Consider the following 25,223-nt stretch of genomic DNA (forward strand, 5'->3'; position numbering starts at 1 on the left):
GTTAATATAAATAAGAGAAAGCACGATAAAGTCAGGGGGCAGGAAATGAAACAAAAACGAAGGGCAAAACGGGAAAGCCCCAAGGCATATTTCAAGCGGCTGGTAGGCCAGCCGCCCGCAGGTTTTTACCGGCGGCCCATTCTGCACATCCAGTGCGGAGGACTGGTGGAAGTGGAAGGGTGCAAAGGCGTTCTGCTTTACGATGAAAACCAGATCCGTCTGGATATGGGGGGCTGGCAGGTGAGCCTGTACGGCGACGATCTCACGTTGTGTGGTATTGGCGGGCGGATGCTGACATTAAAAGGGCGGGTATTCCGCGCGGAATTTTCCAATGAGGAGTAAACAATGGGACTAATTTGGTCAAACTGCTTCGCCGGCGTGGAGTTCACCGCCAGCGGCGGCCAATGGGAAAGACTGATAACACTTTGCGGCCGACAGGGCATTCCGCTTTACAGGGTTCAGCCTACGCCGGAAGGCTTTTCAGCCAGCCTGCCCGCCCGCAGCTATCTCTTGGTTTCCCGCCTTGCGCGGCGGTGCGGTGCGCGTCTGCGGGCGGGCCGCCGAAAAGGCGTATATTTCCGCCTGCGCAGGTACCGCGGGCGCTGGGGCCTTTTGCTCGCGCCGCTGATTTTTGCGGCAGCGGTGCATCTGCTGGGACAGGGCGTGTGGTCCATCCGTTATGACGGGCTGGACGCGGCGGCCTGCCGCCAGGTGGAGCAGCTGCTTTATTCTATGGATATTTGTGAGGGCGCCGTTTTAACCCAGGAAAAGCTGCGGGCCGCGGAAAAACAGATCATGGACTCTGACGACGGCTTCGGCTGGGTATCGCTTAATTTTGAAAAAGGGCGGCTGGTGGTGGAGGCCAGCCCCGCGCTGCAAAAGCCGGCCATTGAGTCCAATGAGCCGGTGGATCTGGTGGCGGCGGCGGATGGCATCGTTCTGGAATTGAACGTGCAGGAGGGCTTCGCTGCCAAAGGGGTGGGGCAGACCGTCGCCGCCGGCGATGTGCTGGTGAGCGCCTATAAGCCCGACCCCTACGAGGAGCCGGTGGCCAGCCACGCCAAAGGGCTGGTGGTGGCAGCGGTGAAAAAGACCTACCAGTGTGTGCAGCCATCCACCTACGAAACGGAGACCCTCACCGGGGGCATCGAGAGCAGTTACCGCCTGCGTCTGTTTGGCCGCACACTGGAACTGGGCCCGCAGTTGCCCGAGAGTGACGACGTGCGTGTTACCCACCGACCGCTCACCGTGCTGGGGTTCGCGCTGCCGGCCACCGTTGAGGAGCGGTATGTCCCCCAGCGGCAGACGCGCCAGTTCCACCTCACGCCGGACGGCGCCCGTCAGTACGCCCGGTTTGCCTGCCTGGCGCAGCTGTACGCGGAATTCCCGGACGCCGAGATCATTGCCGAAAGCCGCCGGGAGGACTGGGACGGAGGCACTTTGACCTACACCATGACGGTGGATTTCAAGGCGGACATTGCCCGGGAAAAGGGTGAATGAAAACAATTTAAAATTTTGTGTAAAACAGACAGTTCCTATTGGAATATTTTGTGGTATAATAACGATGTGTTTGTGGGCCCAGTGGAATAGAACGGCCCGCGAGTATTTGCAAGTGAGCAGGTGTGGAATGGCAGAAAAACTGATCGAGCTGAACAGCGTGGAGACTGCGCTGGCCATCTTTGGAAACCGGGACGAAAACATCCGACTGTTGGAGAACGAGTTTTCCATCACGGCGGTGTGCCGAGACTCCCAGATCAAATTCACCGGCGAGCCGGAGCAGGTGGCGGCGGCCGCCCGCGCGGTGGACGCCATGCTCACGCTGCTTGAAAACCACACGCCCCTGGAAGAGCAGACGGTGCGCTATTGCATCAGCCTGGCCGGCGCGGGGGAGGAGCGCCGCGTGCGCGAACTCACCCAGGACTTTGTGGCCGTTACTGCCAAGGGGCGGCCCGTGCGTCCCAAGACTCTGGGCCAGCGGGAGTATCTGCAGGCCATCAAGGAGAACGCCATCACCTTCGGCGTGGGCCCTGCCGGCACCGGCAAGACCTACCTTGCGGTGGCCATGGCGGTGAAGGCCTTCAAGAGCAAGGAGGTCAGCCGCATCATCCTCACCCGGCCCGCCGTGGAAGCGGGGGAGAAGCTGGGCTTTCTGCCGGGCGATCTGCAGAACAAGGTGGATCCCTACCTGCGCCCGCTCTACGACGGTCTGTTCGACATGCTGGGGGCGGAGAGTTTCCAGAAGCTGCTGGAAAAGCAGACCATTGAGGTGGCCCCGCTGGCTTATATGCGCGGCCGCACGCTGGACGACGCCTTCATCATCCTGGACGAGGCCCAGAACACCAGCCGGGAGCAGATGAAGATGTTCCTCACCCGCATGGGCACCGGCAGCAAGGTGGTGGTCACCGGCGATGTGACCCAGATCGACCTGCCGGACCGCACCCGCAGCGGCCTTGTGGACGCGCTGAGCGTTCTGAAAAACGTGGAGGGCATCGCCCGGGTCTTTTTCACCGAAAAGGACGTGGTGCGTCACCGCCTGGTGCAGGAAATCGTCAAGGCTTACGACCGGGCAGCGCGCCAGCGGCGCAATTCGTAAAGCAACGTCCTGTGCAGGGCGTTTTTGCGCGGGGACAGAACTCCGCGAACGGAATATTCATATTTTGAAGAGGTGAAACGGTGTGTCAAACAAAGTGTTGATCACAAACAAGCAGAAAAAGGTGAAGATCCCCTCGGGCCTGCGCATCCTGATCCGGCGCAGCTGCAATGCGGTACTGGAGTTTGAGGGCTTCGAGCAGCCTGCGGAGATCAGCGTGACCTTCGTGGATAACGCGGAGATCCAGACCCTGAACGCCCAGTACCGGGGCAAGGACATGCCCACCGACGTGCTCAGCTTCCCCCTGGGCGAGGACGGCAAGTACGACGTGGACCAGGATACCGGCGCCTGCCTGCTGGGCGACATCGTCATCTCCATGGAAAAGGCGATGGAGCAGGCGGAGCTCTACGGCCACCCCCTGCAGCGGGAAGTGGCCTTCCTCACCGTGCACTCCATGCTGCACCTGCTGGGCTACGACCATGAGCAGGGCGGCCTTGCCGCGGTGAAGATGCGGGAGAAGGAAGAGGCCGTGCTCATTCAGCTGGGCCTGCCCCGCACCGTGTCCTACACGGCGGACCAGATCTGATATGCGGCGTTTTTTTGCCGGGTTCGGCTATGCGGCAAAGGGCTTTTGGACCGCGGTGAAAGAGGAGCGCAACCTGCGCTTTCATCTGTGCGCCGGGGCGTATGTGCTGCTGGCCAGCCTGTTCTATTCCTTCAGTGCGGTGGAATACGCCCTGCTGTTTCTCTGCATCGGCGGCGTGATCGCGCTGGAGCTGGTCAACTCCGCCATCGAGCGCTCGGTGGAATCCCCCGACCCCGCCCACTGGCGTGCGGCGGGCGGCGCCAAGGACATGGCCGCGGGCGCGGTGCTGGCGTTCAGCATTGCGGCGGCGGCGGTGGGCGGCGTGCTGTTCTGGCAGCCGGAAGTGCTTTGCACCATTCCCGCCTGGTTTGTGGAAAATCTCTGGGCCGCGGCTCTGCTGGCGATCTCGCTGGCGGGGGCCTGGTTCTTCGTGTTCTGGCCCGAAAGAAAGAAAGGATGATCCCTTGCAGACCTCATCGGTTTTTGTTGCCCTCGTGGGCAAGCCCAACGTGGGCAAATCCAGCCTGACCAACCGGCTGGTGGGGGAGAAGGTGGCCATCGTCACCTCCAAACCCCAGACCACCCGTACCCGCATCACCGGCATCGTCACCCGCGGGCCGGTGCAGTATGTCCTGCTGGACACCCCCGGTGTACACATCCCTCGCACAAAGCTGGGCGAGCGGATGAGCAAGACGGTGACCGACAGCGTGGCGGATGTGGATGTGAGCCTGATGCTCTTTGAGCCCTACGGCGAGTTCACCGAGGCCGAGCAGGCCATGATCGATGCGCTGCGGGGCACGCCGGCGGTGGCGGTCATCAACAAGACCGATACCCTCAAATCCGAGGCGGACCTGGCCGCGCGCACCGCGCAGCTGGAGGCCCTGGGTGTGTTCGACAAGGTCACGGCCATCAGCGTCCGGGAGGACAAGGGCTGCGAGGAACTGTTCGAGGTTCTGGCGGCCTACGGTGTGGAAGGCCCCCACTTCTTTGACGACGACGCCTACACCGACATGCCGGAGAAGGCGCTGGTGAGCGAAATTTTGCGGGAGAAGATGCTGCTTTTCCTGCGGGACGAGGTGCCCCACGGCATCGCCGTGACAGTGGAGCGCTTCAAAGAGCGGGAAGACAAGAACATCATCGACATCGACGCCAACATCTATTGCGAGCGCAAGAGCCACAAGGGCATGGTCATCGGCAAAGGCGGCCAGATGCTGAAAAAGATCGCCAGCGCCGCCCGGGTGGACTGCGAGGAGTTTTTGGGCGCAAAGGTGAACCTTCAGTGCTGGGTCAAGGTGAAAGACGACTGGCGCGACAGCGACTTTTTGCTCAACGACTTCGGCTTTGTCCAAAACAAATGATGTTGTCGGTTAAACACGACACATCGCAAAAATTTTTCTACATCGCTGGACAACTTTTCCGGGCATACCGGCGTACAATGGTGGAACAGTACCACCAGGGGGCGACCAGCGATGGAAAGCAGCGGTTCTTATTGGAAAGAGTTTGAAACGACCGGCGGCGTGCGGGAGTACCTGAACTACAAAAAGGCTCTGCGCACCGGGCAGCCCGGGCTGCCGCCGCCTGCGGGAGACGAACATGCAACTGGTGACGCCGGGCCTGGTGCTGCGGGAAGTGAAGGTGGGGGAGTCTGACCGGATCCTCACCATCCTCACCCCCGAGCACGGCCTGATCTCTGCATCTGCCAAGGGAAGCCTGCGCCTGAAAAGCAAACTTTTCAGTGCCTGCGGGCTTTTTTGTTATTCCGAATTCACCCTGTTTGCGGGCAAGACCATGTACGTAGTGGACGATGCCCAGGTCAAACAGGTGTTCTTTGGCTTGCCCAAAAGCATCGAGGGCATGGCGCTGGCCATGTATCTGGCGGAGATGGCCCAGGCCCTGCTGCCCAGCTGCGGCGAGGCGGCGGCCCAGCTGCGGCTTTTGCTCAACAGCCTCTACCTCATCAGCGAGCAGAAAAAGCCGCTGGCCCAGATCAAGGCCGTTTATGAACTGCGCTCGGTGTGCGAGGCGGGATACATGCCCGCCCTTTTGTGCTGCAAGAGCTGCCAGAAATACGACGGCGGCGATTTTTACTTCGATGTCGGTGCGGGCGATTTGCTCTGCGGCGACTGCGCCGAGGCCCAGGGCATCGTGCCCAATCTGGACGAGGGCGCGCTCATCGCCCTGCGCCACATCGCGCTGGTGGAAGACAAAAAGGTGTTTTCTTTCACCCTCTCGCAAAGAAGCCTGGAAAAGCTGAGCCTTGTGGCCGAGCGCTACGCCGCCGCCCGGCTGGACAAGCCCTTGAAAACATTGGATTTCCTTCACTCCGTTCTGGAGTGAACCGACTTACATAGCGGGCGCAAAACGCCCTTTTGAGGAGAATCATGGATACGACCTATCGCAAAACACTGGAACTGGACAAAATCCTGGAGCGGGCGGCGGCGCTGGCCGTCTGCCCCGAGGCCCGCACTCTGCTGTTGGAGCAGCCGGCGGGCGAAACCCCCGACGAGGTGCGCTACGCCCTGAGCCAGACCGACGCCATCGCCAGCCTGCTGCTGAAAAACGGCAGCCCCCGCTTTGGGGGCGTGTCCGGCGTGGACAAAGTGGTGAGCCGCGCCGTGAAGGGCGGCGTGCTCTCCATGGCCGAACTGCTGGAGGTGGCGGGCGCGCTGCGCAACTTCCAGAACCTGGTGGCCTGGTACGGCCTTACCGAGCACGACATGCTGCCGGTGGACGATTTGTTCTACGCCCTCAGCCCCCAGCCCGGTCTGGAAAAGCAGATCAGCTCTGCCATCCTCTCGCCGGAGGAAATGGCCGACACCGCCAGCAACACCCTGTTTGAGGTGCGCCGCAAGATACAAGCCACCGAGAACTCCATCCGGGACAAGCTGGACGCCATCATCAAAAACAGCACCACCAACAAGTTCTTGCAGGACGCGGTGGTCTCCATCCGCAACGGCCGCTTCGTGGTGCCGGTGCGCGCGGAGTACCGGGGCGAAGTGGGCGGCGTCATCCACGACGTGTCCAGCAGCGGCGCCACCGTGTTCGTGGAGCCTACCGCCGTGGTGGAGGCCAACGCCAAGATCATGCAGCTGCGCAGCCAGGAGAAGGCGGAAATCGAGCGCATCCTCATCGCCTTCACCGAGCAGGTGGCCTCCATTGAGCCGATGTTCAACTTCAGCTACAAGGCCATGCTGGACATCGACGTGCTGCTGGCCAAGGCCCATCTGGCGCTGGAACAAAAAGCCTGGATGCCCCAGGTGGCGGACGATGTGCATTTCGATTTGAAAAAAGCCCGCCACCCCCTCATCGACCCCGACAAGGTGGTGCCCATCGACGTGGCGTTGGGCGAAAATTACGACACGCTGGTCATCACCGGCCCCAACACCGGCGGCAAGACCGTCACCCTGAAAACCGCCGGCCTGCTCTGCGCCATGGCCCAGCACGGCCTGCTTATCCCCGCCCACGAGCACAGCACCGTCTGTGTGTTCACCGATTATCTGGTGGACATTGGTGACGAGCAGAGCATTGAGCAGAGCCTGTCCACCTTCTCCGGCCACATGAAAAAAATCACCGGCATCCTGGACAATGCCTTCAAGGGCAGCCTTGTGCTGCTGGACGAGCTGGGCGCCGGAACCGACCCTGCCGAGGGCGCGGCGCTGGCGGTGAGCATCATTGAACAGCTGCGCATCCAGGGCGCGCTGGTCATGGCCACCACCCACTATTCCGAGCTGAAGGTGTTCGCGCTGGAGACGGCGGGCGTGGTGAATGCCAGCTGCGAGTTTGACGTGGAGAGCCTGCGCCCCACCTATAAGCTCAGCGTGGGCGTGCCGGGCAAGTCCAACGCCTTCCTCATCAGCGAAAAGCTGGGCCTGCCCGCCCGGGTCATCCAGCGGGCCCAGACCCACCTTACCAGTGACGATAAGCGGCTGGACGATGTGCTGGCCCAGCTGGACGATTTGAAACTACAGCTGAAAGAGAGCCAGAACGAGGCGGAAAAGGCCAAAGCCGAAGCGGAGAAAATGCTGGAAAAGGCCCGGGAGAAGTGCGACGCGCTGGTGCGCCAGGGCGAGACCGAACTGGAAGCCGCCCGCCTCAAGGCCAGGCAGATGACCCAGCAGGTGCAGGCCGAGGCTTACGCCCTCACCGACGAGCTGCACAAATTGCAGAAGGACGATAAGCAGTCCGCCGCCCAGCGGGCCGCCCGCGCCAGGGAGATCGCCCGCAAGGACGCCGAGCGCCTGTTCACCAAGAGCGACGTGGCCCACAACCCCGTGCGCCAGTTCGTGCCGCTGAAGGAGGTGCGCGTGGGTCAGGAGGTGGTCATCGCCGAGTATGACCAGGCGGCCATCGTCACCGCTCTGCCGGATCGGAACGGCATGGTGGAGGTGCGCGCCGGCATCATCAAGACCAAGGTGCCCCTTTCCGGGCTCAAAGCGCCGGACAAGCTGCAAAAACCCCAGAAAAAGGGCGGCCGCACCGCTCCCGCGCCCCGCAGTACCACCGTGCAGCGGGTGGAGCGCGCTGCCAGCATGGAGATCAACCTGCTGGGCATGACCGTGGAGGAAGCCCTCATGGAGACCGACCAGTTCATCGACCACGCGGTGATGAACGGCCAGACCATGATCTACCTCATCCACGGCAAGGGCACCGGCGCGCTGCGTAATGCCATCCATCAGCACCTGCGGGGCCACAAGAACGTCAAGAGTTTCCGCCTTGGCCGCTACGGCGAGGGCGAGGCCGGCGTGACCGTGGTGGAACTGAAATAATAAGCAAATGAGAAGCCCCCGGCGCAAAGCGCCGGGGGCTTTCTGTTTGTCTTATAATTTGCCTTTGATGCGGCCCAAAGCATTCTTTTCCAGGCGGCTCACCTGGGCCTGGCTGATGCCGATTTCCTTTGCCACCTCCACCTGGGTCTTGCCCGAGAGATAGCGCAGCGCCATGATTTTCTTCTCCCGCTCGCTCAAAGCCTGCACCGTGTCTTTGAACATGATGCCGCTGATCCAGCTGTCTTCGCCGCCGCCGTCCCCCAGCTGGTCCATCACATAGATGGTGTCGCCCTCGTCGCTGTACACCGGCTCGTACAGGCTTACCGGGTCCACCACGCTCTCCAGCGCCAGGGTCACGGTGGCCGTGGGCAGCTGCACCTGCTGGGCTATTTCGTCCATGTGTGGTTCCCGGTTCAGCTCCTTTTGCAGCTGCTCCTTGGCCTGCATGGCCCGGTAGGCGATGTCCCGCACCGAACGGGATACCCGCACGGCGTTGTTGTCCCGCAGAAAGCGGCGTATCTCGCCCACGATCATGGGCACCCCATAGGTGGAAAACCGCACGTTCAGGTCCGGGTCAAAGTGATCGATGGCCTTGATGAGCCCGATGCACCCCACCTGAAACAGATCGTCCATGCTCTCGCCCCGGCCCACGAATTTCTGTACCACGCTCAGCACCAGACGCAGATTCCCCTGGATCATCCGCTGCCGCGCCTCCTGGTCGCCCGCGCGGGCCGCCCGAAGCAGGGCGGTCTTTTCCTTTTCGGTGAGCACCGGAAGTTTTGCGGTGTTCACGCCGCAGATCTCGACCTTGCCGTAATACAAAGATGGTCACGCTCCCCCCATGGCATGCCAGAAGTATGGCCTGCCGCCGCGCCGGGCAAACAGCCCGCCGGCTGGTAAAAGCTGGCCGCACATATGGGGGCGGCGCGCATACAGTGGGGAAGAGAGGGAGTGATCTTGTATGGAGGTTCGTATCCTGGCAGCGCTGGCTCTGGGCGGCGTGCTGCTGGCGTCGGTGCTCATCACGGTGATCGCGGCGCTGCTGTATTCCCGCCGCACGGGAACGTACGAATACGCCCGGCCGGACTTCGGGCGCCGCGCGGGGTTCCGGGCCCGCAGCCTGCCCGAAAGCGACATCGTCCGGCTGGAACGCATCTTCCTGCTGGGGGGCGCGGTGGCTCAGCTGGAATACAACGTTGAGCCTCAGTGGAAACTGATTCTGCGGGTGGGCCGGGCGGGGGCTGATCTGCGGGAGGGGGACTTTGAGCAGATCTTCCGGGAGCAGGTGACCCTGTATCATCGGGATACCCGGGTGAACATCAGCCAGAATGAGGGCGGCGCGGCGATGCTGCGCTGGACGAAAAACGGCTTTGATTATCTGCTGGTCCTGCCGGACAGTGAGATGGGCCTGCGGGGCGGTATGATGCCGCTGTTCGTGCAGGGGACTGAAATGGTGGAGAGCAAAACGGCCTGAGAAAAAGAAGCAGGGCCTCCGCCGCGCGAACAAGCGCGGCGGGGCCCTGCTCTTTTCGTTTCAGCACATCTTTTCCAGTTCCCGGCGCAGCCGGGCGATGATGCGCTTTTCCAGCCGGGAGATGTAGCTTTGGGAGATGCCGATCTCGTCGGCCACCTCTTTCTGGGTGTGCTCCACGCCGTCCAAAAGGCCGAAGCGCATCTGCATGATCTGCTTTTCCCGGGGCGCCAGCCGGTCTACCGCCTCCAGCAGCATGTCCTTTTCCGCGTCCTGCTCCAGCTGGGCGCTGATCTGGTTCTGGTCGGTGCCCAGCACGTCGGACAGCAGCAGCTCATTGCCCTCGCCGTCGGTGTTCAGCGGCTCGTCGATGCTGGTCTCCTGGCGGCGGTTGCTGCTCTTGCGCAGGAACATCAAAATCTCGTTTTCAATGCAGCGGCTGGCGTAGGTGGCCAGCTTGATGTTTTTCGCGGGCACAAAGGTGTTCACCGCCTTGATGAGCCCGATGGTGCCGATGGAGATGATGTCCTCCACGGCAATGCCGCTGCTCTCAAATTTGCGGGCGATGTACACCACCAGCCGCAGGTTGTGGGTGATGAGGATGTCCCGGCAGCTCTGGCGGCCTTCTTCCAGCCCCTGAAACACCAGCTTTTCCTCTTCGGGGGTCAGGGGCGGCGGCAGCGCCTCCGGCCCGCCGATGTAATAGATGCCGCCGGGCAGCCGCAGCCATGCCAGCAGCCGGCGCAGCCCGGCCGTAAGGCGGCGGAAAAGATTTAAGTGCATGCGCTGGACCTCCTTTCTGTCGCGTCCATGAGAAATTCCCGGCCGAACAGCGCCTGGAACTGCCCGTCCTGTAAAGGCTCGGCGGTGAATACCGCCGTTACGTTTCGAATGCTGAGGGCGTGCTCCGGCCCCGTCAGGCGGGCCTCGTCGGCGTTCAGACCCGGCAGCACGGCGGTGCCCAGCGCCCCGGTGCAGGGTACCAGATGCAGCCTTAACCCTTTGGGCGGCAGCGGGCTCTCACCGGAAAAATACCCCCGGAGAAAATCGTTCACTTCGCCCGGCAGCTGATGTTCCACTCCCGGCCAGCTTATAAGAAGAGTCTGGCGGCCGCCCACAGGGTCCCGCAGGAAAAAGCCGGTGTCGTAGTAAGCCTGCATCCGCACCGTGTGCCCGGCAAGGCGCAGTTCCAGCTGCCAGGGTTCCTGGCCGGCGGGCGGGCCGAATACCAGCAGCACCAGCCGTACCGCCAGATACACCGCCAGCACCGAGAGCACCAGCGTTACCGGCGACAGATCAACATACACCGTGAGATTGTGCACCCGCACGCCGTTCATCCCGCCCCGCTGCAGCCCCAGCAGCGCCAGGCCCGCAAGGCCCAGATTGAGGGCAAAAAACCACGCCCCCGCCCGCAGGAAGGGTCGTGGCCCGTGCCAGCCGAAGGCGGCCAGTGTGACCAGCGCGGCGCTGGCCAGCTTGTAACAAAAGCCCAGCGGCGCAGGCAGGGCGGGCGCAAGAAGGATCAGCGTGCTGGCCGCTGCCACGCCAGCCCCCGCCAGCGCCCGCAGGGCGGGGCAGGACGCACCCGCCAGCCGGCCCGCCGCCCGCAAAAGAAAATACCCTGCGATGAAATTCGTCACCAGCAGGATATCCAGATAGACAACCACCTTCACGGCCCCACCTCCCGGCTACCAGTGTAGCGCGAGGAAGTGGAAAAGACTGTCAAAAGCTGGGTGCGGGGCCGGCCGGCGGCCGGAACAAAAAAATCCCCCGTGCGGTCAGCACGGGGGAGAAAACGCTGTTACCAGAGCAGGTGTTCTTTGATGGGGATGCCGCAGGCGTTCAGCGCCCGCAGGAAGGACGCGCCGCCCTTGTAGTGGATGCCGGTGATGCCCAGGTCGTAGGCGGCGGTGGTGTTCAGCTTGTTGTCGTCCACAAAGATGGTCTCGCCGCAGACAAGGTTGTAGCGCTCGATTAGCAGCTGGAAGATGCGGGGATCGGGCTTGTTGGTGCCCGCCTCGCAGGAGGCAACGCCGCCCTCAAACAGCGGCCAAAAATCCCGCTGCTGCATTTCCTCGTAAACGTCCCAGGGGATGTTGGAGAGGTAATATAGCGAAAAGCCCATCTTTTTCAGCCGCTTCATCACGTCCACCGTCCGGCGGCGGGTCTTGAGCATACGATACCAGTCGTCCAGCACGCTCTGCACCTCAAAGGCGCAGCCCGCCTCGGCGGCTTTCTGGAGCATGGCGGCATTGCCGGCTTCCCGGTCCAGTTCGCCGGCGTCCAACTGACGCCACTCCACGCTGCCAAAGGTGATGTCGAACACCTTGGACTCCACAGTCTCGTCGTAAAAGCGGTCCAGCAGGAAATCGTGGGGCGCAAAGTCCACCACAACGCCGCCCAGATCGAACACGATGTTTTTATACATGGGGCATATCCTCCCGAGGAATTTGACAAGTTTCATTCATTATACACTATTTTGTGCTAAAATACAAAACCGGACACATATCTTTTCAACAGGGAAACTGTGGGCTGTTGCAATAGGACGGGGGCCAGCATCGTTTAGTATAGCGGAAGCATCCCGTCGAAACGGCCCGGAAAGGGGAGATCCATGACCCTGAGCGAGCTGTGCAGGAAGGATGTGATCCAGGTGCCGCTGGGGGCGAACCTCGGCCGGGTGGACGATCTTCGCTTCGATCCCCGGACCGCCGCCCTCGAGGGGCTCATCCTGTTGGGGCGGCCCCGGCTGTTCGGACTGCTGGGCCGGCAGGAGGATGTGTTTATCCCGTGGCAGGAGATCGAGACGGTGGGTGCGGACGTGATCCTTGTGCGCACGCAGCTGCCCTCCGGCGCGCCAAAACCCCGCGGCGGGTTCTGGACGCGGCTGCTGGAATGAGCCACGGCGGCAAAACTTTTTGGGGAGGAAGAAAGACTCTTGCAGACGTTGAAACAAAGAGCGCCCTGGCGGGCGAAACTTTCCATTTTCTGGTGGCTGCTGGCCCCCATCACGGCCACCGTCACCCTGTTGTGCACCGAGTGGATCCACCGGGGAGCTTTGAGCGAGTCCTTCTGGACCGACAATTTCCTGGCGCATTTCGGCAGCTTTGCCTGCAGCTGGCTGCTTATTTTGTGCACCTATCTGTTCCTGGCGAACCTGACCCGGCTGCCGGGGCTTGCGGTGCTGGTGTGCGGTGCGGGCGGGTGTATCCCTGCCACCGTGACCTACTTCAAACTGAAGCTGCGGGGCGAGCCGTTCTTCCCGTGGGACCTTTCCCAGAGCGCGGAGGCCGCCGACGTGGTGGGCAAAGCGGGCCTGGAACTGCAGACCTCCATGTGGGTCAGCGCCCTCATCCTGCTGGCGCTGACCGTTTTTGCCTGCCTTGTGCCCCGGCCGAACAAGGGCGCGCTGTGGCAGTTCATCCTCTCCTGGGCCGTGCCCGGCGCGGGCGGGCTCGCGTTGCTCTTTCTGGTCTTCCTCAGCCCCACCGGCTCCCGGCTGGTGGGCATCGTGCCGGATATGTGGATGCAGAACCGCTACTACCGCAACTACGGGGTCATTGCAGGATTTCTGACGAACATCCAGAATCTCGAGGTGGACGAGCCGGAAGGCTACAGCGAAGAGACTGTGAACGAGACGGTGGCGCAGGCTTACAACCAGAACGTAGCTCCGGTGTTTGAGGGCAGCTACGCCGAGGAAGGAGACGGACAGGTCAAGCAGCCCAACATCATTTTTATTATGGACGAGTCTTTCTGGGACGTGCAGGAACTGGTGCAGTACGGCGTGGTCTTTGACCAGTCGGTCACGCCGAACCTCCACCGGCTGATGGAGACTTCCGCCTATGGCAAGGCTTACAGCCCCAGCTTTGGCGGCGGCACCTGCGACGTGGAGTTCGAGGCCCTCACCGGCTTCTCGGTGGAGTTCCTGCCCGCAGGCTGCAAGCCCTTCCAGCAGCATGTGACCCGGCCCATGTTCTCCATCGCCTCGTACTTAAAGGACCAGGGCTATGCCACCCAGGCCGTCCATTGCTATTATGCCAAGTTCTGGAGCCGCAACACCGCCTATCCGAACCTCGGCTTTGACGAGTTCATCTCGCTGGAGGATTTTGAAAATCCCGAAAGAAAGCGGGATACCGAGTGGTCCGGCGGCCTTGTGACCGACGCGGAAATGGCCCGGCGCATCATTCAGGAATACGAGGAACGGGACAAGGACAAGCCCCTGTTCATGCACGCCGTCACCATGCAGAACCACACCAGCTACAACAAGAACAACTACCCCGAGGAGGAGCTTGTGGGCATCCTGGAGGCGCCGGAGGGCATCAGTGAGAGCACCCTCGGCCCATTGCAGGACTTCGCCACCGGCGTGCGGGAGGCGGACGCCATGCTGGGCACCCTCACCGACTACTTCAGCCAGGTGGACGAGCCCACCATCCTAGTGTTCTGGGGCGACCACTACAACCCCATCGGCAGCGGCTATGAAGTCTACACCGCCACCGGCTACGCCTCCGGGGCGGACAGTGAGAGCCCCGAGCTCCACCAGATGCCGCTGCTCATCTGGAGCAACTATTGGGACGGCAAGGTGGACCTGGGCACCGTGGCCGCCTATCAGATCAGCCCTGTGCTGATGGAGCTCTACGGCCTGGAAGAGCCGCCCATGTTCCGCTATCTGGCAAATCAGCTCTCCGCTTACCGCAGCCGCACGCTGGGCGTGACCATCCTGCCCGACGGCACGGCCACCGACGCCGACCTCACCGAGGAACAGGAACAGTGGTTCCAGAACCACTGGCTGCTGCAGTACGACCTGATGTTCGGCGAGGAGTACGCCCTGACCCGCCCGGCGGGCTGAGCCACTTCCCATCAGCTCGTAAAAGCGATATAATAGCTGTAACTGCCAAAAGGGAAGGGGGCGCTTGTGCCATGGAGACAGACCGCGGCGAGGAACTTCTGCGCATGGAAGGCGTTGTGGAGCATGTGATCTTTGAGAACCGCGACACCGGATACGCGGTGTTCGAGGTCAACGCCGGCGGCGAGCTGCACGTGGTCACAGGCACCGTTGGCGAGGTGAACGCGGGGGAGAGCGTTACCCTTTACGGCCGGTTCGAGACCCATCCCGCCCACGGCCCGCAGTTCAAAGCGGAAAGCTGCGAAGCGAGCATGCCCCAGGACCTGGCGGCGACACTGGCCTATCTCTCCAGCGGGGCGCTGCCCTACATCGGGCCCGCCACCGCGAAAAAGATCGTGGAGCGCTTCGGGGCCGACTGTCTGGAAGTGATCGCCAACGACCCTCTGCGCCTCACCGAACTGCGGGGCATCACCCCCGAAAAGGCGAAAGCCATCTCCACCGAATTCAAACGGATGTTCGGCGTGCGGGAGGCGGTGGCTTACCTGTCCCGCTTCGGCGTTTCGCCCGTCCGGGCGGTGGAGGCCTACCGCCATTTTGGCCCGCAGACGGTGGAGGAGATCAACCGCAATCCCTATATCCTGTGCGGCGAGCCGCTGCACATGACCTTCCGCCAGGTGGACGCCATCGCCGCCGAACTGCAGCTGGACCCGGCGGGTTCGCTGCGAGTGTGGGCCGGGCTGCTCTACGCCCTGCGCCACAACGCCGGCAACGGCCACACCTGCCTGCCTCGGGAAAAGCTGGTGGAGGCCACCGCCCGCTTTCTGGGAGTGGAGCCGGAGCAGGTGGAATCGGAACTGGACCGCCAGCTGGACGAGGGGGAAGTAAAAAGCTATACCCGGCCCGACGGGGAGTTTATCTGCCTGCCGGACCTTTTGAGCGCCGAGACAGACATCGCGGCCCGGCTGTGGGAACTCAGCCGCCACCCGGTGCCGCTGCCGCCGGACGTGGACCGCAGCATCGAGATTTTGGAACGGGCGCAGGGCTTTGCCTATGCGCCGGAACAGCGTCTGGCCATCCGCACGGCCATGGGCAGCAGTGTGATGGTGCTCACCGGCGGGCCGGGCACCGGCAAGACCACTACCGTGAACGCCATCCTCTCGCTGCTGCAGAGCAGCGGCCAGCGGGTGGCTCTCTGCGCGCCCACGGGGCGCGCTGCCAAGCGCATGTCGGAGCTGACGGGGCAGAAGGCCCAGACCATTCACCGCCTGCTGGAGGTGGACTACGACCCCCAGAGTCGTCTTTTGCGCTTTATCCACAACGAAAAGAACCTGCTCAAGTGCGACGTGGTGGTGCTGGACGAGATGAGCATGGTGGACGTGAAGCTGTTCCAGAGCCTGCTGGCGGCGCTGCGCCACGGCTGCCGCATCATCATGGTGGGCGACGCCGACCAGCTGCCCAGCGTGGGGCCGGGCAACGTTCTGGGCGAGGTCATCCAGAGCGGCGTGGTGCCCACCGTGCGTTTGGAACACATCTTCCGCCAGTCCGCCCAGAGCCTCATCGTGGAGAACGCCCACCGCATCGTCCACGGCCAGCTTCCTCAGAGGGGCGGGCGGGACAGTGATTTCTTCTTTCTGCCCGCCGGCGGCATGGAGTGCCAGCAGCTGGTATGCGATCTGGTGAGCCGGCGCCTGCCCGCAAGCTACGGCTTTGACCCGGTGCGGGACATCCAGGTGCTCTGCCCCACCAAAAAGGGGCCGGTGGGCACCGCCGCGCTGAATCCCCGGCTGCAGCAGCTGCTCAATCCCCCAGCAAGGGACAAGGCCGAACTGGAACTGGGCGGCCGGCTGTTCCGCCAGGGGGATAAGGTGATGCAGGTGCGCAACGATTACCTCATTCCTTATGAGCGGGACGGCGGCGAATCCGGCGTGGGCGCTTTCAACGGCGATATGGGCGTTATCCTTCAGGTGGATGCCCAGCAGCGCACCCTGCTGGTGCAGATGGAGGACCGAAAACTGACCTACGGGCCGGACACCATCCCCGAACTGGAAATTGCCTATGCCATCACCGTCCACAAAAGCCAGGGCACGGAATTCACGGCGGTGGTCATGCCGGTGAGCGACGTGCCCCGGCAGCTGTGCTACCGGAATCTGTTGTATACCGGAGTCACCCGAGCAAAGAAGCTTTGCGTTCTCACCGGTGGGATGCCGGTGCTGGGTGCCATGGTGGAGAATGTGCGCCAGAACATGCGTTACAGCTGCCTGTGCTCTCTGTTGAACGAGGGGGCCGCGCTGTGAGGCCGACTCGGATCTTTCGTGTGGCGGCGGCGCTGGCCTATCCCCGCCGCTGCCCGTTTTGCGACCGGGTGCTGGGCTGGCTGCCGGACTGCCCGGACTGTGCTGCCGAGCTTGCCAGACTGCGGCGGACAATTCCACGGCTGCCTGCCAGCGAGCACATCCTGCGGGATGTATCGGGAGCAGCCGCGGTCTGGCGCTACGACGGCTGTGTGCGCCGGGCGATCCTCCGGTTCAAAAACGGAGGCCGCGCCTGCTACGGTGAGACCTTGGGCGCGGAGATGGCGCGGGCGGTTTTCGGTTGTAATTACGTTGTCCGGCATGGTATAATAATTTTTAATGGCGCGCCGCCGCTGGCCCGCTTTGATCTGGTGGTGCCGGTGCCGGCTTCCGGCCATGCCCGGGGATACAACCCGCCGGAACTGCTGGCGCGGCCTCTGGCACAGGCTCTGAACGCACCGCTGCAGCCGCACGCGCTGCGCAAGTGCCGTGCCACCCATACCCAAAAGGGACTGAGCGCCGCCCAGCGCCTGCAAAACCTCAGCGGGGGGTTTCAGGTCCGGGACGCCCGCCTTGTGGAAGGCAGGCGCATCCTGCTGGTGGATGATGTGATCACCACCGGCGCCACCGTCAGCTGTTGCGCCGCAGCACTGATGAAAGCCGGCGCGCTGGAAGTGTTCGCTGTGACAGCAGCCAACACCGAACGATAATAAGGAAAACAGGAACGGGTATTTGTCGTTCTTATATAATAGGCGTATCACAAAAGAAAGCGAAGTGTGAGTTATGGCGCAGTATGATATCGGCATCGACCTCGGCACCACGACCATCATCATTGCCATGGAAGGCAAAGGCGTGATTTTGAACCAGCCCAGCGTGGTGGCAGTGGACACCCGCAAGGACCAGGTCCTGGCGGTGGGCGACGATGCGCTGGCCATGGTGGGGCGTACCCCCAACTATATCCTTGCCACACGTCCGCTGAAGGACGGCGTGATCTCCAACCACACCCTCACGAAGGAGCTGATCTGCCGCTTCGTGAACAAGGTCTACGATTCCAAACTCATCAAGCCCCGGGTGGCAGTTTGCGTGCCCGCCGCCATCACCGGCATCGAGAGTGACGCCGTGGTGGAGGCCGTGGTGGCCGCCGGCGCCCGGCAGGTGTTCCTCATTGACGAGCCCATCGCCGCCGCGCTGGGTTGCGGCATCGACATCCTCAAGCCGGAAGGCCACATGGTGGTGGACATCGGCGGCGGCACCACCGACATCGCGGTCATCAGTCTGGGCGGCAAGGTGAAGTCCACCAGCGTGAAGATCGCGGGCAATACCTTTGACGACGAGATCCAGAAATACGCCCGCCTCAAATTCAACGTGGCCATCGGCCTGCGCACGGCGGAGGAGCTGAAAAAGCAGGTTGCCTGCTGCCGCCCCTGCGATTTTACCGCCGAGCTGGAGGTGAAGGGACGCAGCCTGCTCACCGGGCTGCCCCAGCGCCTCACCGTCACCACGGAAGATTTGTATGAGGCGATCATGCCTCTGGCGGAACAGATCGCTGTTGCGGCACACCAGGTGCTGGAGCGTACCCCGCCGGAGCTGGCAGGCGATATCTATTCCGCGGGTGTTGTGCTCACCGGCGGCGGCGCCATGCTGAAAGGTCTGGACGAATACCTCGCCCAGCAGCTCAAGGTGAAGGTGCGGGTCGCGGACGATCCCATCAACTGTGTGGCCCTGGGCACTGCACGGTGCCTTGAGATCGGCGACCAGTTGGAGAGCGGTTTCGTGGACGCCACGCCCCGTTTGGGTCACAGATAAATCAAACGCCCGGCTGCAGAAACGTGCTTTGCAGCCGGGCGTTCCTTTTTGCTTTTGAAATTTGTACAAATGCTATTATTTTAACAAAACCCGGTTTCTGACCTTGAAACGGGGGGCGGTTTTCTGTATAATGTAAAAGACGAAAATTGAGCTTTTGGAAAAGGGGGCCATCCAATGAATGCAGTTCTGCTTGCGGCGGGTGCTGCGCAAACGGCGGAACCGTCGGTTCTCGTAGTCGCGGGGACCGGTATTTCCCTGGTTTTTCTGGTGCTGATCCTGCTTACTCTGATCATTAATCTGCAAGGCAAGCTGTTCGACGCACTGAATGCCAAAAAACAGAAAGCGGCCTCGGAGGCGGCGGTAAAAAGCCAGCCGCAGCCGGTGCAGCTGCAGGAACCCATGGAGGCCCCGCCTGTTGTGGAAGAGGGCATCAGTGAAGAGATCGTTGCGGTGATCGCGGCTGCTGTCGCGGCGGCCAGCGGCGGCAAGTATACGCTTCGCGCAGTCAAGCGCGCGGGCCGCAGCAGCTGGGGCGCCGCCGGCGTCAAGAGCGGCACGGAACCGTTTTAAGGGAGGGGTGGAACCATGAGTGCTTTTTTTGATACCCTTGTCAGCATCTGGGAAAACTCCGGCTTTATGGGCATCGCCGAGGACTGGCGCTATCTGCTCATGATCGTGGTGGCCTGCCTGCTGCTGTATCTCGCCATTGTGAAGGAATTCGAGCCTCTGCTGCTTCTTCCCATCGCGTTCGGCATGCTGATGGCCAACCTGCCCGGCAGCGGCATCATCCACATGCAATATTTCATCGCGCCCGAAGGGGCGGACCCCAGCCTTTACCCCATGTTCAGTGAGATCCTGCACAACGGCGGTCTGGCCGATATGCTGTATCTCGGCGTCAAGCTGGGCATCTATCCGCCGCTGATCTTCCTGGGCATCGGCACCATGACCGACTTCGGCCCCCTGATCTCCAACCCCAAGAGCCTGCTTCTGGGTGCGGCGGCCCAGCTGGGCATCTTCGCCACCTACTTCATGGCGAAGTTCGTGCATATTCCCTACAACTTCCTGGCGGAGCTGCTGGGCTTTGCGCCCATCGATCCGTTCACCGGCCCCGAGGCGGCGGCCATCGCCATCATCGGCGGCGCGGACGGCCCCACGGCTATCTACGTGACCAGTATTCTGGCGGCGGGCCTGCTGGGCTCCATCGCCGTGGCTGCCTACAGCTACATGGCGCTGGTGCCGGTCATTCAGCCGCCCATCATGAAGGCGCTCACCACCAAAAAGGAGCGCAGCATCGTGATGAAGCAGCTGCGCACTGTTTCCAAGACCGAGAAGATCATCTTCCCGATCATGTGCACCATCATCATCAGCCTCATCCTGCCTGACTCGGCCGTGCTGATCGGCATGCTCATGCTGGGCAACCTGATGAAGGAGTCCGGCGTTGTGGACCGCATCAACCGTACCGCGGGCAACGAGCTGATGAACATCATCACTATCTTCCTGGGCCTGTCTGTCGGTTGCACCACCAGCGCCAACACCTTCCTGAACGCCCGCACCGTGCTCATCATCGTGCTGGGCCTGCTGGCTTTCTCCTTCGGCACTGCCGGCGGCGTTCTGCTCGGCAAGCTGATGTGCTGGGCCACCCACGGCCAGGTGAACCCCCTGATCGGTTCCGCCGGTGTGTCCGCCGTTCCCATGGCGGCCCGTGTGTCCCAGAAGGTGGGCCAGGCCGAGAATCCCACCAACTTCCTGCTGATGCACGCCATGGGCCCCAACGTGGCCGGCGTGATCGGCAGCGCTGTGGCGGCCGGTATCCTTATCAACATCTTCAGCTGAAATTAAGCAGCCTCTGACCATTGAACTGAAAAGGCGCCCTTTCACCGCTTTCGGGCGGTGGAAGGGCGCCTTTGTTTTGCATACAAATAAAGTACAGTTTACAAGGGACTACACAGGGTAGGTATCTGACGGGAGGGGTGCCGCCAGTCAGATTTTCCATGTGATGTTCAAGCTGTCGCTTGTGGCGGCTATGGTGGTGATCATCAAATCCACCACACGCCGCTTGTCATCAAAAGATACATTCTCCCAGGTATCGAGGTAGCCGGAAATCTGGCTGACCTGTTCCGGGCTGATGGCCTCCACAGTCAACTCCGCTATCCTTGCCAGAAGTTCCTGCTTGCGCCCGTCCAGTTCCGCTATCTTCACATTCACATAGGAGAACAGGACATTGTTTGCCCCCGTCAGACTGTCCACCAGCTTTTCAATCTCGCTGTCTACATGGGCAAGTTCCACTTGCAGGGCGGTGATTTTCGGGTTTGCCTTTGCCGCTTTCTTTTTTCCTGTCAGCGTCTTGTAGCTTGCCAGCTTCTTTACCATCTGCTGATAAACAACCGCTTCCAGTTCCGAAGTGATGATTTTCCCACAGCCAGGACAGCTTTTATTGTCCAGCCGTTTCGTGCAGCGGAGATACTGTTTGCCGGAGGGATTGTAGATACTCATAAGAGCATACCCGCAATTCCCGCACTTGATTTTTCCTGCCAGCCATGTGTGGGTGGCTTTCCGGGCAGACTGGATTTTCATGTTGTTCATCAGCTTCTTGCGGCAGGTCAGCCAGGTGTCGGAGGGGACGATACCCTCATGGGGAGCCAGTACCAGCATTTGGTCTTTTAAGTCGTTTTTCTTGCTGGCCTTTACATCTCGCCCTTGATACAGATAGCAGCCGTTCATGCCCGTAAAATCGGCAACGTCATTGACAATGACTGTACCTTGACTTTTGAAAAATTCGTACACATCAAGGTCTGCCTGCACATAGACAGGATTGCGTAACATCTGCGCCAGCGTGGGGCGTATCAGCTCTTTGCCATGGAACAAAATCCCCTGTTCGGCAAAGTACCGGGTAATGTCCCCGTAGGAAGTTGTGGGCTGGGCGTACATCTCAAACATCAGCCGGATATTGGCCGCTTCCTCCGGGTTTACCACCAGCTTCTTTGTGTTGATACCGTCCATCTTGATAGGCTCCGTATGGAAGCCGTAAGGGGCTTTCCCGCCCATCTTAAAGCCCCGCTGACTGCGGGAGTAGTAAGCGTCCGTTACCCGCTTCTGTATCGTTTCCCGTTCAAGCTGGGCGAACACGATACAGATATTCAGCATGGCCCGTCCCATCGGCGTGGAGGTATCAAACTTTTCCGTAGAGGACACAAACTCCACATTGTACTGCTGGAACAGCTCCATCATGTTGGCAAAGTCCAGAATGGAACGGCTGATACGGTCGAGCTTGTAAACCACGACCTTTGCAATCAAGCCCCGCTTGATGTCCCGCACCAGTTCTTGAAACTTCGGACGGTCTGTGTTCTTGCCGCTGTACCCTTTGTCTGTGTATTCCTTGCAGTTACCGCCTTTCAACTCGTATTTGCAAAATTCAATCTGGCTTTCAATGGAAATGCTGTCCTTTTTGTCTACCGATTGTCTTGCATAGATTGCGTCTATCCGATTGTTCATATTGTCGCTCCTTTTCTTAAAAAAGAAACGGAGCTGCTGACAGTTCTATTATACCGCCAGCAGCCCCGCAAATCAATGATGGGTTTGGAAAACCTTATGTCCCGGCTTCCTCACTCTCCCGCTTGTCGGCGTACTTGCGGAACACCTCATAAAGCTGCTGTTCCAGTTCCCGGCGTTTGGCTGCTTCCTGTTCCGGCGTGAACACCGGGGAGAGATTTTCCAGTGTGATTTCCTTTCCCTGAAAAGTCACGATTTCGATTTCCTTTTTGTATCTGATATTACTTATAAGATCACCTTTCCTTTCCATGCTGCCGCTGTTGCCGTTTCAGTTCCGCTAAAATCTCCGGCGGGATACGGTCAACCAGCCGCCGCATATCGTCCAGTTCGCTTTTTAACTTCGCCCGTTCCATCGTGTCATTCATCTTGCCTTTTTCGCTGGCCTTTGCCCTGACTTCCAGCTTTTCATTTTCCGCTAACAAGTCATTGATTGTGACCTTGTATTTTTTCAGTTGCCCGGAGAAGTTCTCCATCTGCGGAAACCACTTTTTCAGCATGGAGAGGGCTTCCTCTTTCTTCTTTCCGGCGTTCAGCGGGGTAATGCCGGAGAGAACCGCTTCAATGGCCCTCGCCTGTTTGGAGAGGTTGACCGCCTGTTTGAACAGCCGGGTGGGGATATGCTTCCGGCCCGTCTTGCTGGCGCTTTCCCCACGCTCCAGGTCGGGGTACTGCTCCACCATACAGGCGTGAAAATCGTCCTGCCACTTCGTCAGATTGGCCCGGTTGCCGATAATTTCTTTGGCGCACAGGCGGTTGTCCTTTGTCAGCGGCACAAAGACCAAGTGCAGATGGGGCGTTTTTTCATCCATGTGTACCATAGCCGAAACGATGTTCTCCCGGCCCACCCGGTCAATGAGGAAGTCCGCCGCCCTCTGGAAGTAGGCCGCTATCTCCTTTGGGGACTTGCCCTTGAAAAACTCCGGGCTGGCGGTAATCAGCGTGTCCACAAACCGAGTGCTGTCCTTGCGGGTGCGGCATCTGGCCTGCTCGATGCGGCTCTGAATGAAATGGTAGTAGCGGCCATCCGGCTTGACGATGTGGAAATTGTACTTGCTCCGGCTGGTGTCAATGTCCGGGTTGCTGGCGTACTGCTCCTTTTTCCGTTCATGGTGGGCTTCCAGCGGCCCCGCCGGGTGGCCCTTGTGCTTCTCAAATCGCAAAATTGCGTGTTGTGCCATTGAACTCCTTTCCCCATTCCATTCCTTTCCGGCGGGTTTTCCCGCCGAAAATATCTCTGATAGGATTGGAATGGAATGAATGTAAATAGATGGTTTTAATCTCTGTATTTCTATATACCGTCAGATTTCCGTACTTCAAGAGGATTGATTTTCGTACTCGCCAAGTACGGTTTTCAGCCCTCCGGCGTACCATAACCGGATTTCTTGAAGTCGGTGTTTGGAACCGCTTCATAGGATTTCGGGTAAATGCGGTTGGGTTTTCCACAGCCCTGTTTCTGGATTTCCACCAGCCCCGCATACTGCAACTCCCGCAGGGTGTTGACCGCTTTCTGCCGCCCGCAGCGGAGCAAAGCGACCACCTCGCAGATGGGGTAGTACAGGTAGACCCGCCCGTACTCGTCCGCCCAGCCGTTCTTCCGGGACAACTCCGCCCGGCGCAGGACAAAGGCATACAGCACCTTCGCTTCGTTGCTCAAGGGCTGGAATGTGGGTGCTTCAAAAAGGAAATTGGGGAGCCGGGTGAAACTGAACGCCTTTTCCGGCTGGTGAATATAAATCGTGTTTGTCATAGCGTGTTTTGTGGACGGTTAGAGGCCCGTTTTCCGGGGCGAATGATAAATGATACCAGCCGCCCCGGTTGAGGGCTTGCGGAGCCTTGCAAATCAAGGCTTTTCCCGCTCTTAACTGTCCACAGCAGACCTCCTTTTCCGTTCACTTTCTGTTTTCTGCCGCCTGTGAACTCTGGCGGCGCAGTCCGGGCAGTATTTGCCCCGGTTGGACTTCGGGACGAACACACCGCCGCACTCCGCACAGCGTTTCAAGTCCCTGTCCCGGTAAATCTCCGCTTCCAGCGTCCTGTCCAGCGGCAAGACCGCCCAGCGGAACCACTTGCAGCAGACGGAGAACGAAATCATCTGCGGACAGGCGCAGGTGTCGCCATCGTCCAGCGCAAGGCAGTTTCCGTCCTCGCAGTTGCAGCACTCCCGGCGTATCAGGCCGCTGGCTCGTCTCTTCTGGGGCGGGGTTATGCGGTAGGGGGAGCCGTCCGGCCTGTGTTCCAGCGGCGGCAGGTGTTGATAGGGTCTTTTGCTCATGCGTCCCTCCGTTTTCTTTGGCGTGTTCTGTTTCCAAGGTGCTTGTCCATCGATGAACTATCCCAAGTCTACACCTTTTTGACCGCCTGTGCCGTATATCCAAGAGGTAGGAAATCAGCCTGAAAAACTCCCTATTTCCACGCTCTCGGATTTGTGATATAATCAAAAAAAGATAAAAGACAAATTCAGGTTTCTGGTCTTCTTGCACAAAATAAAGGAGGAGCTATTATGCAAATTGTTTATATTCCAAGCGAATCAATGTCTGTTCAAGGTAAAAAAGATGAAATCTATAAAAGATATGGGAAAGACTGGAATATTAGAGAACAGGGAGGAGGTAACGGAAATTGGTTGTTGACCAGAAAAAGTGATGTGCTTGTAGATGGAAAAAGTTATCGTACTTTTGTACTTGAACACTACGGTAAATCCAAGCTGACAGCGAAGCTTGTTGATAAATTTCGTGAAGATGTAGCAAATGGTAAAATAAAACTGTAAATGCCTATGCCGTTATGCTATGAGCATAGTACATAGCATAACGGCTTCTCTTTCGTTGAGCTAGCAAGGAGGGTGAATATGTCTTTATCCATACAAGAGCGATTAAAAGACCTACGTGTGGAGCGTGGCTTGACGCTGGGGCAGCTTGCGGAGCAGACCGGGCTTTCCAAGTCTGCGCTGGGCAGTTACGAAACGGAAGACTTCAAGGACATCAGCCACTATGCCCTTATCCGGCTGGCGAAGTTTTACGGTGTGACCGCTGATTATCTGCTGGGGCTGTCTGAAATGAAAAATCACCCAAACGCCGATCTTGCAGACCTGCGTTTGAGTGATGAAATGATTGACCTGCTGAAAAGCGGGAGGATAGACAATACCCTGCTGTGTGAGCTGGCGGCGCACCCGGATTTCCCCCGGCTGATGGCTGACCTTGAAATCTATGTGAACGGAACGGCACTGAAACAGGCGCAGGGTGCAAACGCCATAGTGGACACGATGAGCGCAACTGTTATAAAAAAGCATAATCCTGGCATGAGTGATACGCAGTTAAGACAGCTTATCAC

27 protein-coding genes are annotated in these 25,223 nt (G+C 60.1%); 18 read left to right on the forward strand and 9 right to left on the reverse strand.

The window, feature by feature from the left end; all coding sequences use genetic code 11:
- Positions 1-45: 45 nt before the first annotated feature.
- From ACMNAY_RS06290 to ACMNAY_RS06325, 8 genes are all read left to right on the forward strand, one after another.
- The gene (locus ACMNAY_RS06290; RefSeq protein WP_394975463.1) at positions 46-342 is read left to right on the forward strand and encodes a YabP/YqfC family sporulation protein; all 297 of its coding nucleotides are present in this window, start codon (positions 46-48) and stop codon (positions 340-342) included.
- Between the two features lie 3 nt (positions 343-345).
- Entirely contained in the window at positions 346-1,500 is a 1,155-nt protein-coding gene (locus ACMNAY_RS06295; protein ID WP_418718821.1) for a sporulation protein YqfD, read from the forward strand.
- A 127-nt stretch (positions 1,501-1,627) separates the two neighbouring features.
- Entirely contained in the window at positions 1,628-2,593 is a 966-nt protein-coding gene (locus ACMNAY_RS06300) for a PhoH family protein (RefSeq protein WP_394967232.1), read from the forward strand.
- A gap of 82 nt (positions 2,594-2,675) precedes the next feature.
- Complete coding sequence (gene ybeY, locus ACMNAY_RS06305) at positions 2,676-3,176, forward strand: rRNA maturation RNase YbeY (protein WP_394967230.1); 501 nt, start codon at positions 2,676-2,678, stop codon at positions 3,174-3,176.
- A 1-nt stretch (position 3,177) separates the two neighbouring features.
- Positions 3,178-3,636, forward strand: coding sequence for a diacylglycerol kinase family protein (locus ACMNAY_RS06310; protein ID WP_394975467.1), 459 nt, complete (start codon positions 3,178-3,180; stop codon positions 3,634-3,636).
- A 4-nt stretch (positions 3,637-3,640) separates the two neighbouring features.
- Positions 3,641-4,534 carry a GTPase Era gene (gene era / locus ACMNAY_RS06315; protein WP_418718822.1) on the forward strand — a complete coding sequence of 298 codons (894 nt, stop codon included), beginning with the start codon at positions 3,641-3,643 and terminating at the stop codon, positions 4,532-4,534.
- 235 nt (positions 4,535-4,769) lie between these two features.
- Positions 4,770-5,513 carry a DNA repair protein RecO gene (recO, locus tag ACMNAY_RS06320; protein ID WP_418718823.1) on the forward strand — a complete coding sequence of 248 codons (744 nt, stop codon included), beginning with the start codon at positions 4,770-4,772 and terminating at the stop codon, positions 5,511-5,513.
- A 44-nt stretch (positions 5,514-5,557) separates the two neighbouring features.
- On the forward strand, positions 5,558-7,942 hold the full coding sequence (locus tag ACMNAY_RS06325; protein WP_418718824.1) for an endonuclease MutS2: 2,385 nt from the start codon (positions 5,558-5,560) through the stop codon (positions 7,940-7,942).
- 51 nt (positions 7,943-7,993) lie between these two features.
- On the opposite strand, the gene sigG is transcribed toward ACMNAY_RS06325, so the two are convergent.
- On the reverse strand, positions 7,994-8,764 hold the full coding sequence (gene sigG, locus ACMNAY_RS06330) for an RNA polymerase sporulation sigma factor SigG (protein ID WP_394975474.1): 771 nt from the start codon (positions 8,762-8,764) through the stop codon (positions 7,994-7,996).
- Between the two features lie 139 nt (positions 8,765-8,903).
- On the opposite strand from sigG, the gene ACMNAY_RS06335 reads away from it, so the two are divergent.
- Positions 8,904-9,416 (forward strand): hypothetical protein, encoded by a 513-nt coding sequence (locus ACMNAY_RS06335; RefSeq protein ID WP_394975476.1) that lies wholly within the window; start codon positions 8,904-8,906, stop codon positions 9,414-9,416.
- Between the two features lie 60 nt (positions 9,417-9,476).
- Here the strand turns inward: ACMNAY_RS06335 and sigE are convergent, their stop codons facing one another.
- The 3 genes from sigE to ACMNAY_RS06350 form a co-directional block, all read right to left on the reverse strand.
- Positions 9,477-10,196, reverse strand: a complete 720-nt coding sequence (sigE, locus tag ACMNAY_RS06340; protein ID WP_394969144.1) for an RNA polymerase sporulation sigma factor SigE — start codon at positions 10,194-10,196, stop codon at positions 9,477-9,479.
- Positions 10,187-11,086 carry a sigma-E processing peptidase SpoIIGA gene (locus tag ACMNAY_RS06345; protein ID WP_418718825.1) on the reverse strand — a complete coding sequence of 300 codons (900 nt, stop codon included), beginning with the start codon at positions 11,084-11,086 and terminating at the stop codon, positions 10,187-10,189. The genes sigE and ACMNAY_RS06345 overlap by 10 nt, the downstream gene beginning before the upstream one ends.
- A gap of 128 nt (positions 11,087-11,214) precedes the next feature.
- Entirely contained in the window at positions 11,215-11,841 is a 627-nt protein-coding gene (locus tag ACMNAY_RS06350; RefSeq protein WP_394969148.1) for an HAD family hydrolase, read from the reverse strand.
- A 183-nt stretch (positions 11,842-12,024) separates the two neighbouring features.
- On the opposite strand from ACMNAY_RS06350, the gene ACMNAY_RS06355 reads away from it, so the two are divergent.
- The 7 genes from ACMNAY_RS06355 to ACMNAY_RS06385 all read left to right on the forward strand — a co-directional run bounded on the left by ACMNAY_RS06355 (position 12,025) and on the right by ACMNAY_RS06385 (position 20,183).
- On the forward strand, positions 12,025-12,309 hold the full coding sequence (locus tag ACMNAY_RS06355) for a PRC-barrel domain-containing protein (RefSeq protein ID WP_394969150.1): 285 nt from the start codon (positions 12,025-12,027) through the stop codon (positions 12,307-12,309).
- Positions 12,310-12,348: 39 nt separating this feature from the next.
- Entirely contained in the window at positions 12,349-14,256 is a 1,908-nt protein-coding gene (locus ACMNAY_RS06360) for an LTA synthase family protein (RefSeq protein WP_418718826.1), read from the forward strand.
- A 71-nt stretch (positions 14,257-14,327) separates the two neighbouring features.
- Complete coding sequence (locus ACMNAY_RS06365; protein ID WP_418718827.1) at positions 14,328-16,547, forward strand: ATP-dependent RecD-like DNA helicase; 2,220 nt, start codon at positions 14,328-14,330, stop codon at positions 16,545-16,547.
- Positions 16,544-17,254: a ComF family protein gene (locus ACMNAY_RS06370; RefSeq protein ID WP_418718828.1), complete on the forward strand. Its 711-nt coding sequence runs from the start codon at positions 16,544-16,546 to the stop codon at positions 17,252-17,254. The genes ACMNAY_RS06365 and ACMNAY_RS06370 overlap by 4 nt, the downstream gene beginning before the upstream one ends.
- A 73-nt stretch (positions 17,255-17,327) precedes the next feature.
- Entirely contained in the window at positions 17,328-18,350 is a 1,023-nt protein-coding gene (locus ACMNAY_RS06375) for a rod shape-determining protein (protein WP_394969158.1), read from the forward strand.
- A gap of 174 nt (positions 18,351-18,524) precedes the next feature.
- A complete protein-coding gene (locus ACMNAY_RS06380) occupies positions 18,525-18,920 on the forward strand; it encodes an OadG family transporter subunit (protein ID WP_394975402.1) in 396 nt (131 codons plus the stop codon).
- A 15-nt stretch (positions 18,921-18,935) separates the two neighbouring features.
- Entirely contained in the window at positions 18,936-20,183 is a 1,248-nt protein-coding gene (locus tag ACMNAY_RS06385) for a sodium ion-translocating decarboxylase subunit beta (RefSeq protein WP_394975404.1), read from the forward strand.
- A gap of 147 nt (positions 20,184-20,330) precedes the next feature.
- Here ACMNAY_RS06385 and ACMNAY_RS06390 read toward each other — a convergent pair whose 3' ends face one another.
- The 5 genes from ACMNAY_RS06390 to ACMNAY_RS06410 all read right to left on the reverse strand — a co-directional run bounded on the left by ACMNAY_RS06390 (position 20,331) and on the right by ACMNAY_RS06410 (position 24,171).
- A complete protein-coding gene (locus ACMNAY_RS06390) occupies positions 20,331-21,842 on the reverse strand; it encodes a recombinase family protein (RefSeq protein WP_002575864.1) in 1,512 nt (503 codons plus the stop codon).
- A gap of 94 nt (positions 21,843-21,936) precedes the next feature.
- On the reverse strand, positions 21,937-22,149 hold the full coding sequence (locus ACMNAY_RS06395) for a hypothetical protein (protein ID WP_002584948.1): 213 nt from the start codon (positions 22,147-22,149) through the stop codon (positions 21,937-21,939).
- A complete protein-coding gene (mobV, locus tag ACMNAY_RS06400; protein WP_002575862.1) occupies positions 22,133-23,077 on the reverse strand; it encodes a MobV family relaxase in 945 nt (314 codons plus the stop codon). Before mobV ends, ACMNAY_RS06395 begins: the two co-directional genes overlap by 17 nt.
- A gap of 173 nt (positions 23,078-23,250) precedes the next feature.
- Complete coding sequence (locus ACMNAY_RS06405) at positions 23,251-23,646, reverse strand: replication initiator protein A (protein WP_002575861.1); 396 nt, start codon at positions 23,644-23,646, stop codon at positions 23,251-23,253.
- A gap of 111 nt (positions 23,647-23,757) precedes the next feature.
- A complete protein-coding gene (locus ACMNAY_RS06410; protein WP_002575860.1) occupies positions 23,758-24,171 on the reverse strand; it encodes a cysteine-rich VLP domain-containing protein in 414 nt (137 codons plus the stop codon).
- 228 nt (positions 24,172-24,399) lie between these two features.
- Here ACMNAY_RS06410 and ACMNAY_RS06415 point away from each other — a divergent pair, with 228 nt between their 5' ends.
- A complete protein-coding gene (locus ACMNAY_RS06415; RefSeq protein WP_002575859.1) occupies positions 24,400-24,663 on the forward strand; it encodes a hypothetical protein in 264 nt (87 codons plus the stop codon).
- Positions 24,664-24,741: 78 nt separating this feature from the next.
- The coding region (locus ACMNAY_RS06420; protein WP_418718829.1) for a helix-turn-helix domain-containing protein at positions 24,742-25,223 on the forward strand (482 nt) is incomplete at its 3' end.

The sequence above is a fragment of the Candidatus Allofournierella merdipullorum genome (assembly GCF_048426865.1).
Lineage (GTDB): Bacteria > Bacillota > Clostridia > Oscillospirales > Ruminococcaceae > Allofournierella_A > Allofournierella_A merdipullorum.

Excerpts from the sequence above, each read along its gene's own strand:
- ACMNAY_RS06310 (WP_394975467.1), top strand. The coding sequence starts at position 3,178 with ATGCGGCGTTTTTTTGCCGGGTTCGGCTATGCGGCAAAGGGCTTTTGG.
- ACMNAY_RS06290 (WP_394975463.1), top strand. The coding sequence starts at position 46 with ATGAAACAAAAACGAAGGGCAAAACGGGAAAGCCCCAAGGCATATTTC.
- sigE (WP_394969144.1), bottom strand. The coding sequence starts at position 10,196 with ATGCACTTAAATCTTTTCCGCCGCCTTACGGCCGGGCTGCGCCGGCTG.
- ACMNAY_RS06365 (WP_418718827.1), top strand. The coding sequence starts at position 14,328 with ATGGAGACAGACCGCGGCGAGGAACTTCTGCGCATGGAAGGCGTTGTG.
- ACMNAY_RS06405 (WP_002575861.1), bottom strand. The coding sequence starts at position 23,646 with ATGACAAACACGATTTATATTCACCAGCCGGAAAAGGCGTTCAGTTTC.
- ACMNAY_RS06355 (WP_394969150.1), top strand. The coding sequence starts at position 12,025 with ATGACCCTGAGCGAGCTGTGCAGGAAGGATGTGATCCAGGTGCCGCTG.
- ACMNAY_RS06390 (WP_002575864.1), bottom strand. The coding sequence starts at position 21,842 with ATGAACAATCGGATAGACGCAATCTATGCAAGACAATCGGTAGACAAA.
- ACMNAY_RS06395 (WP_002584948.1), bottom strand. The coding sequence starts at position 22,149 with ATGGAAAGGAAAGGTGATCTTATAAGTAATATCAGATACAAAAAGGAA.
- ACMNAY_RS06300 (WP_394967232.1), top strand. The coding sequence starts at position 1,628 with ATGGCAGAAAAACTGATCGAGCTGAACAGCGTGGAGACTGCGCTGGCC.
- ACMNAY_RS06410 (WP_002575860.1), bottom strand. The coding sequence starts at position 24,171 with ATGAGCAAAAGACCCTATCAACACCTGCCGCCGCTGGAACACAGGCCG.
- ACMNAY_RS06385 (WP_394975404.1), top strand. The coding sequence starts at position 18,936 with ATGAGTGCTTTTTTTGATACCCTTGTCAGCATCTGGGAAAACTCCGGC.
- ACMNAY_RS06350 (WP_394969148.1), bottom strand. The coding sequence starts at position 11,841 with ATGTATAAAAACATCGTGTTCGATCTGGGCGGCGTTGTGGTGGACTTT.
- ACMNAY_RS06335 (WP_394975476.1), top strand. The coding sequence starts at position 8,904 with ATGGAGGTTCGTATCCTGGCAGCGCTGGCTCTGGGCGGCGTGCTGCTG.
- ACMNAY_RS06375 (WP_394969158.1), top strand. The coding sequence starts at position 17,328 with ATGGCGCAGTATGATATCGGCATCGACCTCGGCACCACGACCATCATC.
- recO (WP_418718823.1), top strand. The coding sequence starts at position 4,770 with ATGCAACTGGTGACGCCGGGCCTGGTGCTGCGGGAAGTGAAGGTGGGG.
- mobV (WP_002575862.1), bottom strand. The coding sequence starts at position 23,077 with ATGGCACAACACGCAATTTTGCGATTTGAGAAGCACAAGGGCCACCCG.
- ACMNAY_RS06325 (WP_418718824.1), top strand. The coding sequence starts at position 5,558 with ATGGATACGACCTATCGCAAAACACTGGAACTGGACAAAATCCTGGAG.
- ACMNAY_RS06295 (WP_418718821.1), top strand. The coding sequence starts at position 346 with ATGGGACTAATTTGGTCAAACTGCTTCGCCGGCGTGGAGTTCACCGCC.
- ACMNAY_RS06380 (WP_394975402.1), top strand. The coding sequence starts at position 18,525 with ATGAATGCAGTTCTGCTTGCGGCGGGTGCTGCGCAAACGGCGGAACCG.
- ACMNAY_RS06415 (WP_002575859.1), top strand. The coding sequence starts at position 24,400 with ATGCAAATTGTTTATATTCCAAGCGAATCAATGTCTGTTCAAGGTAAA.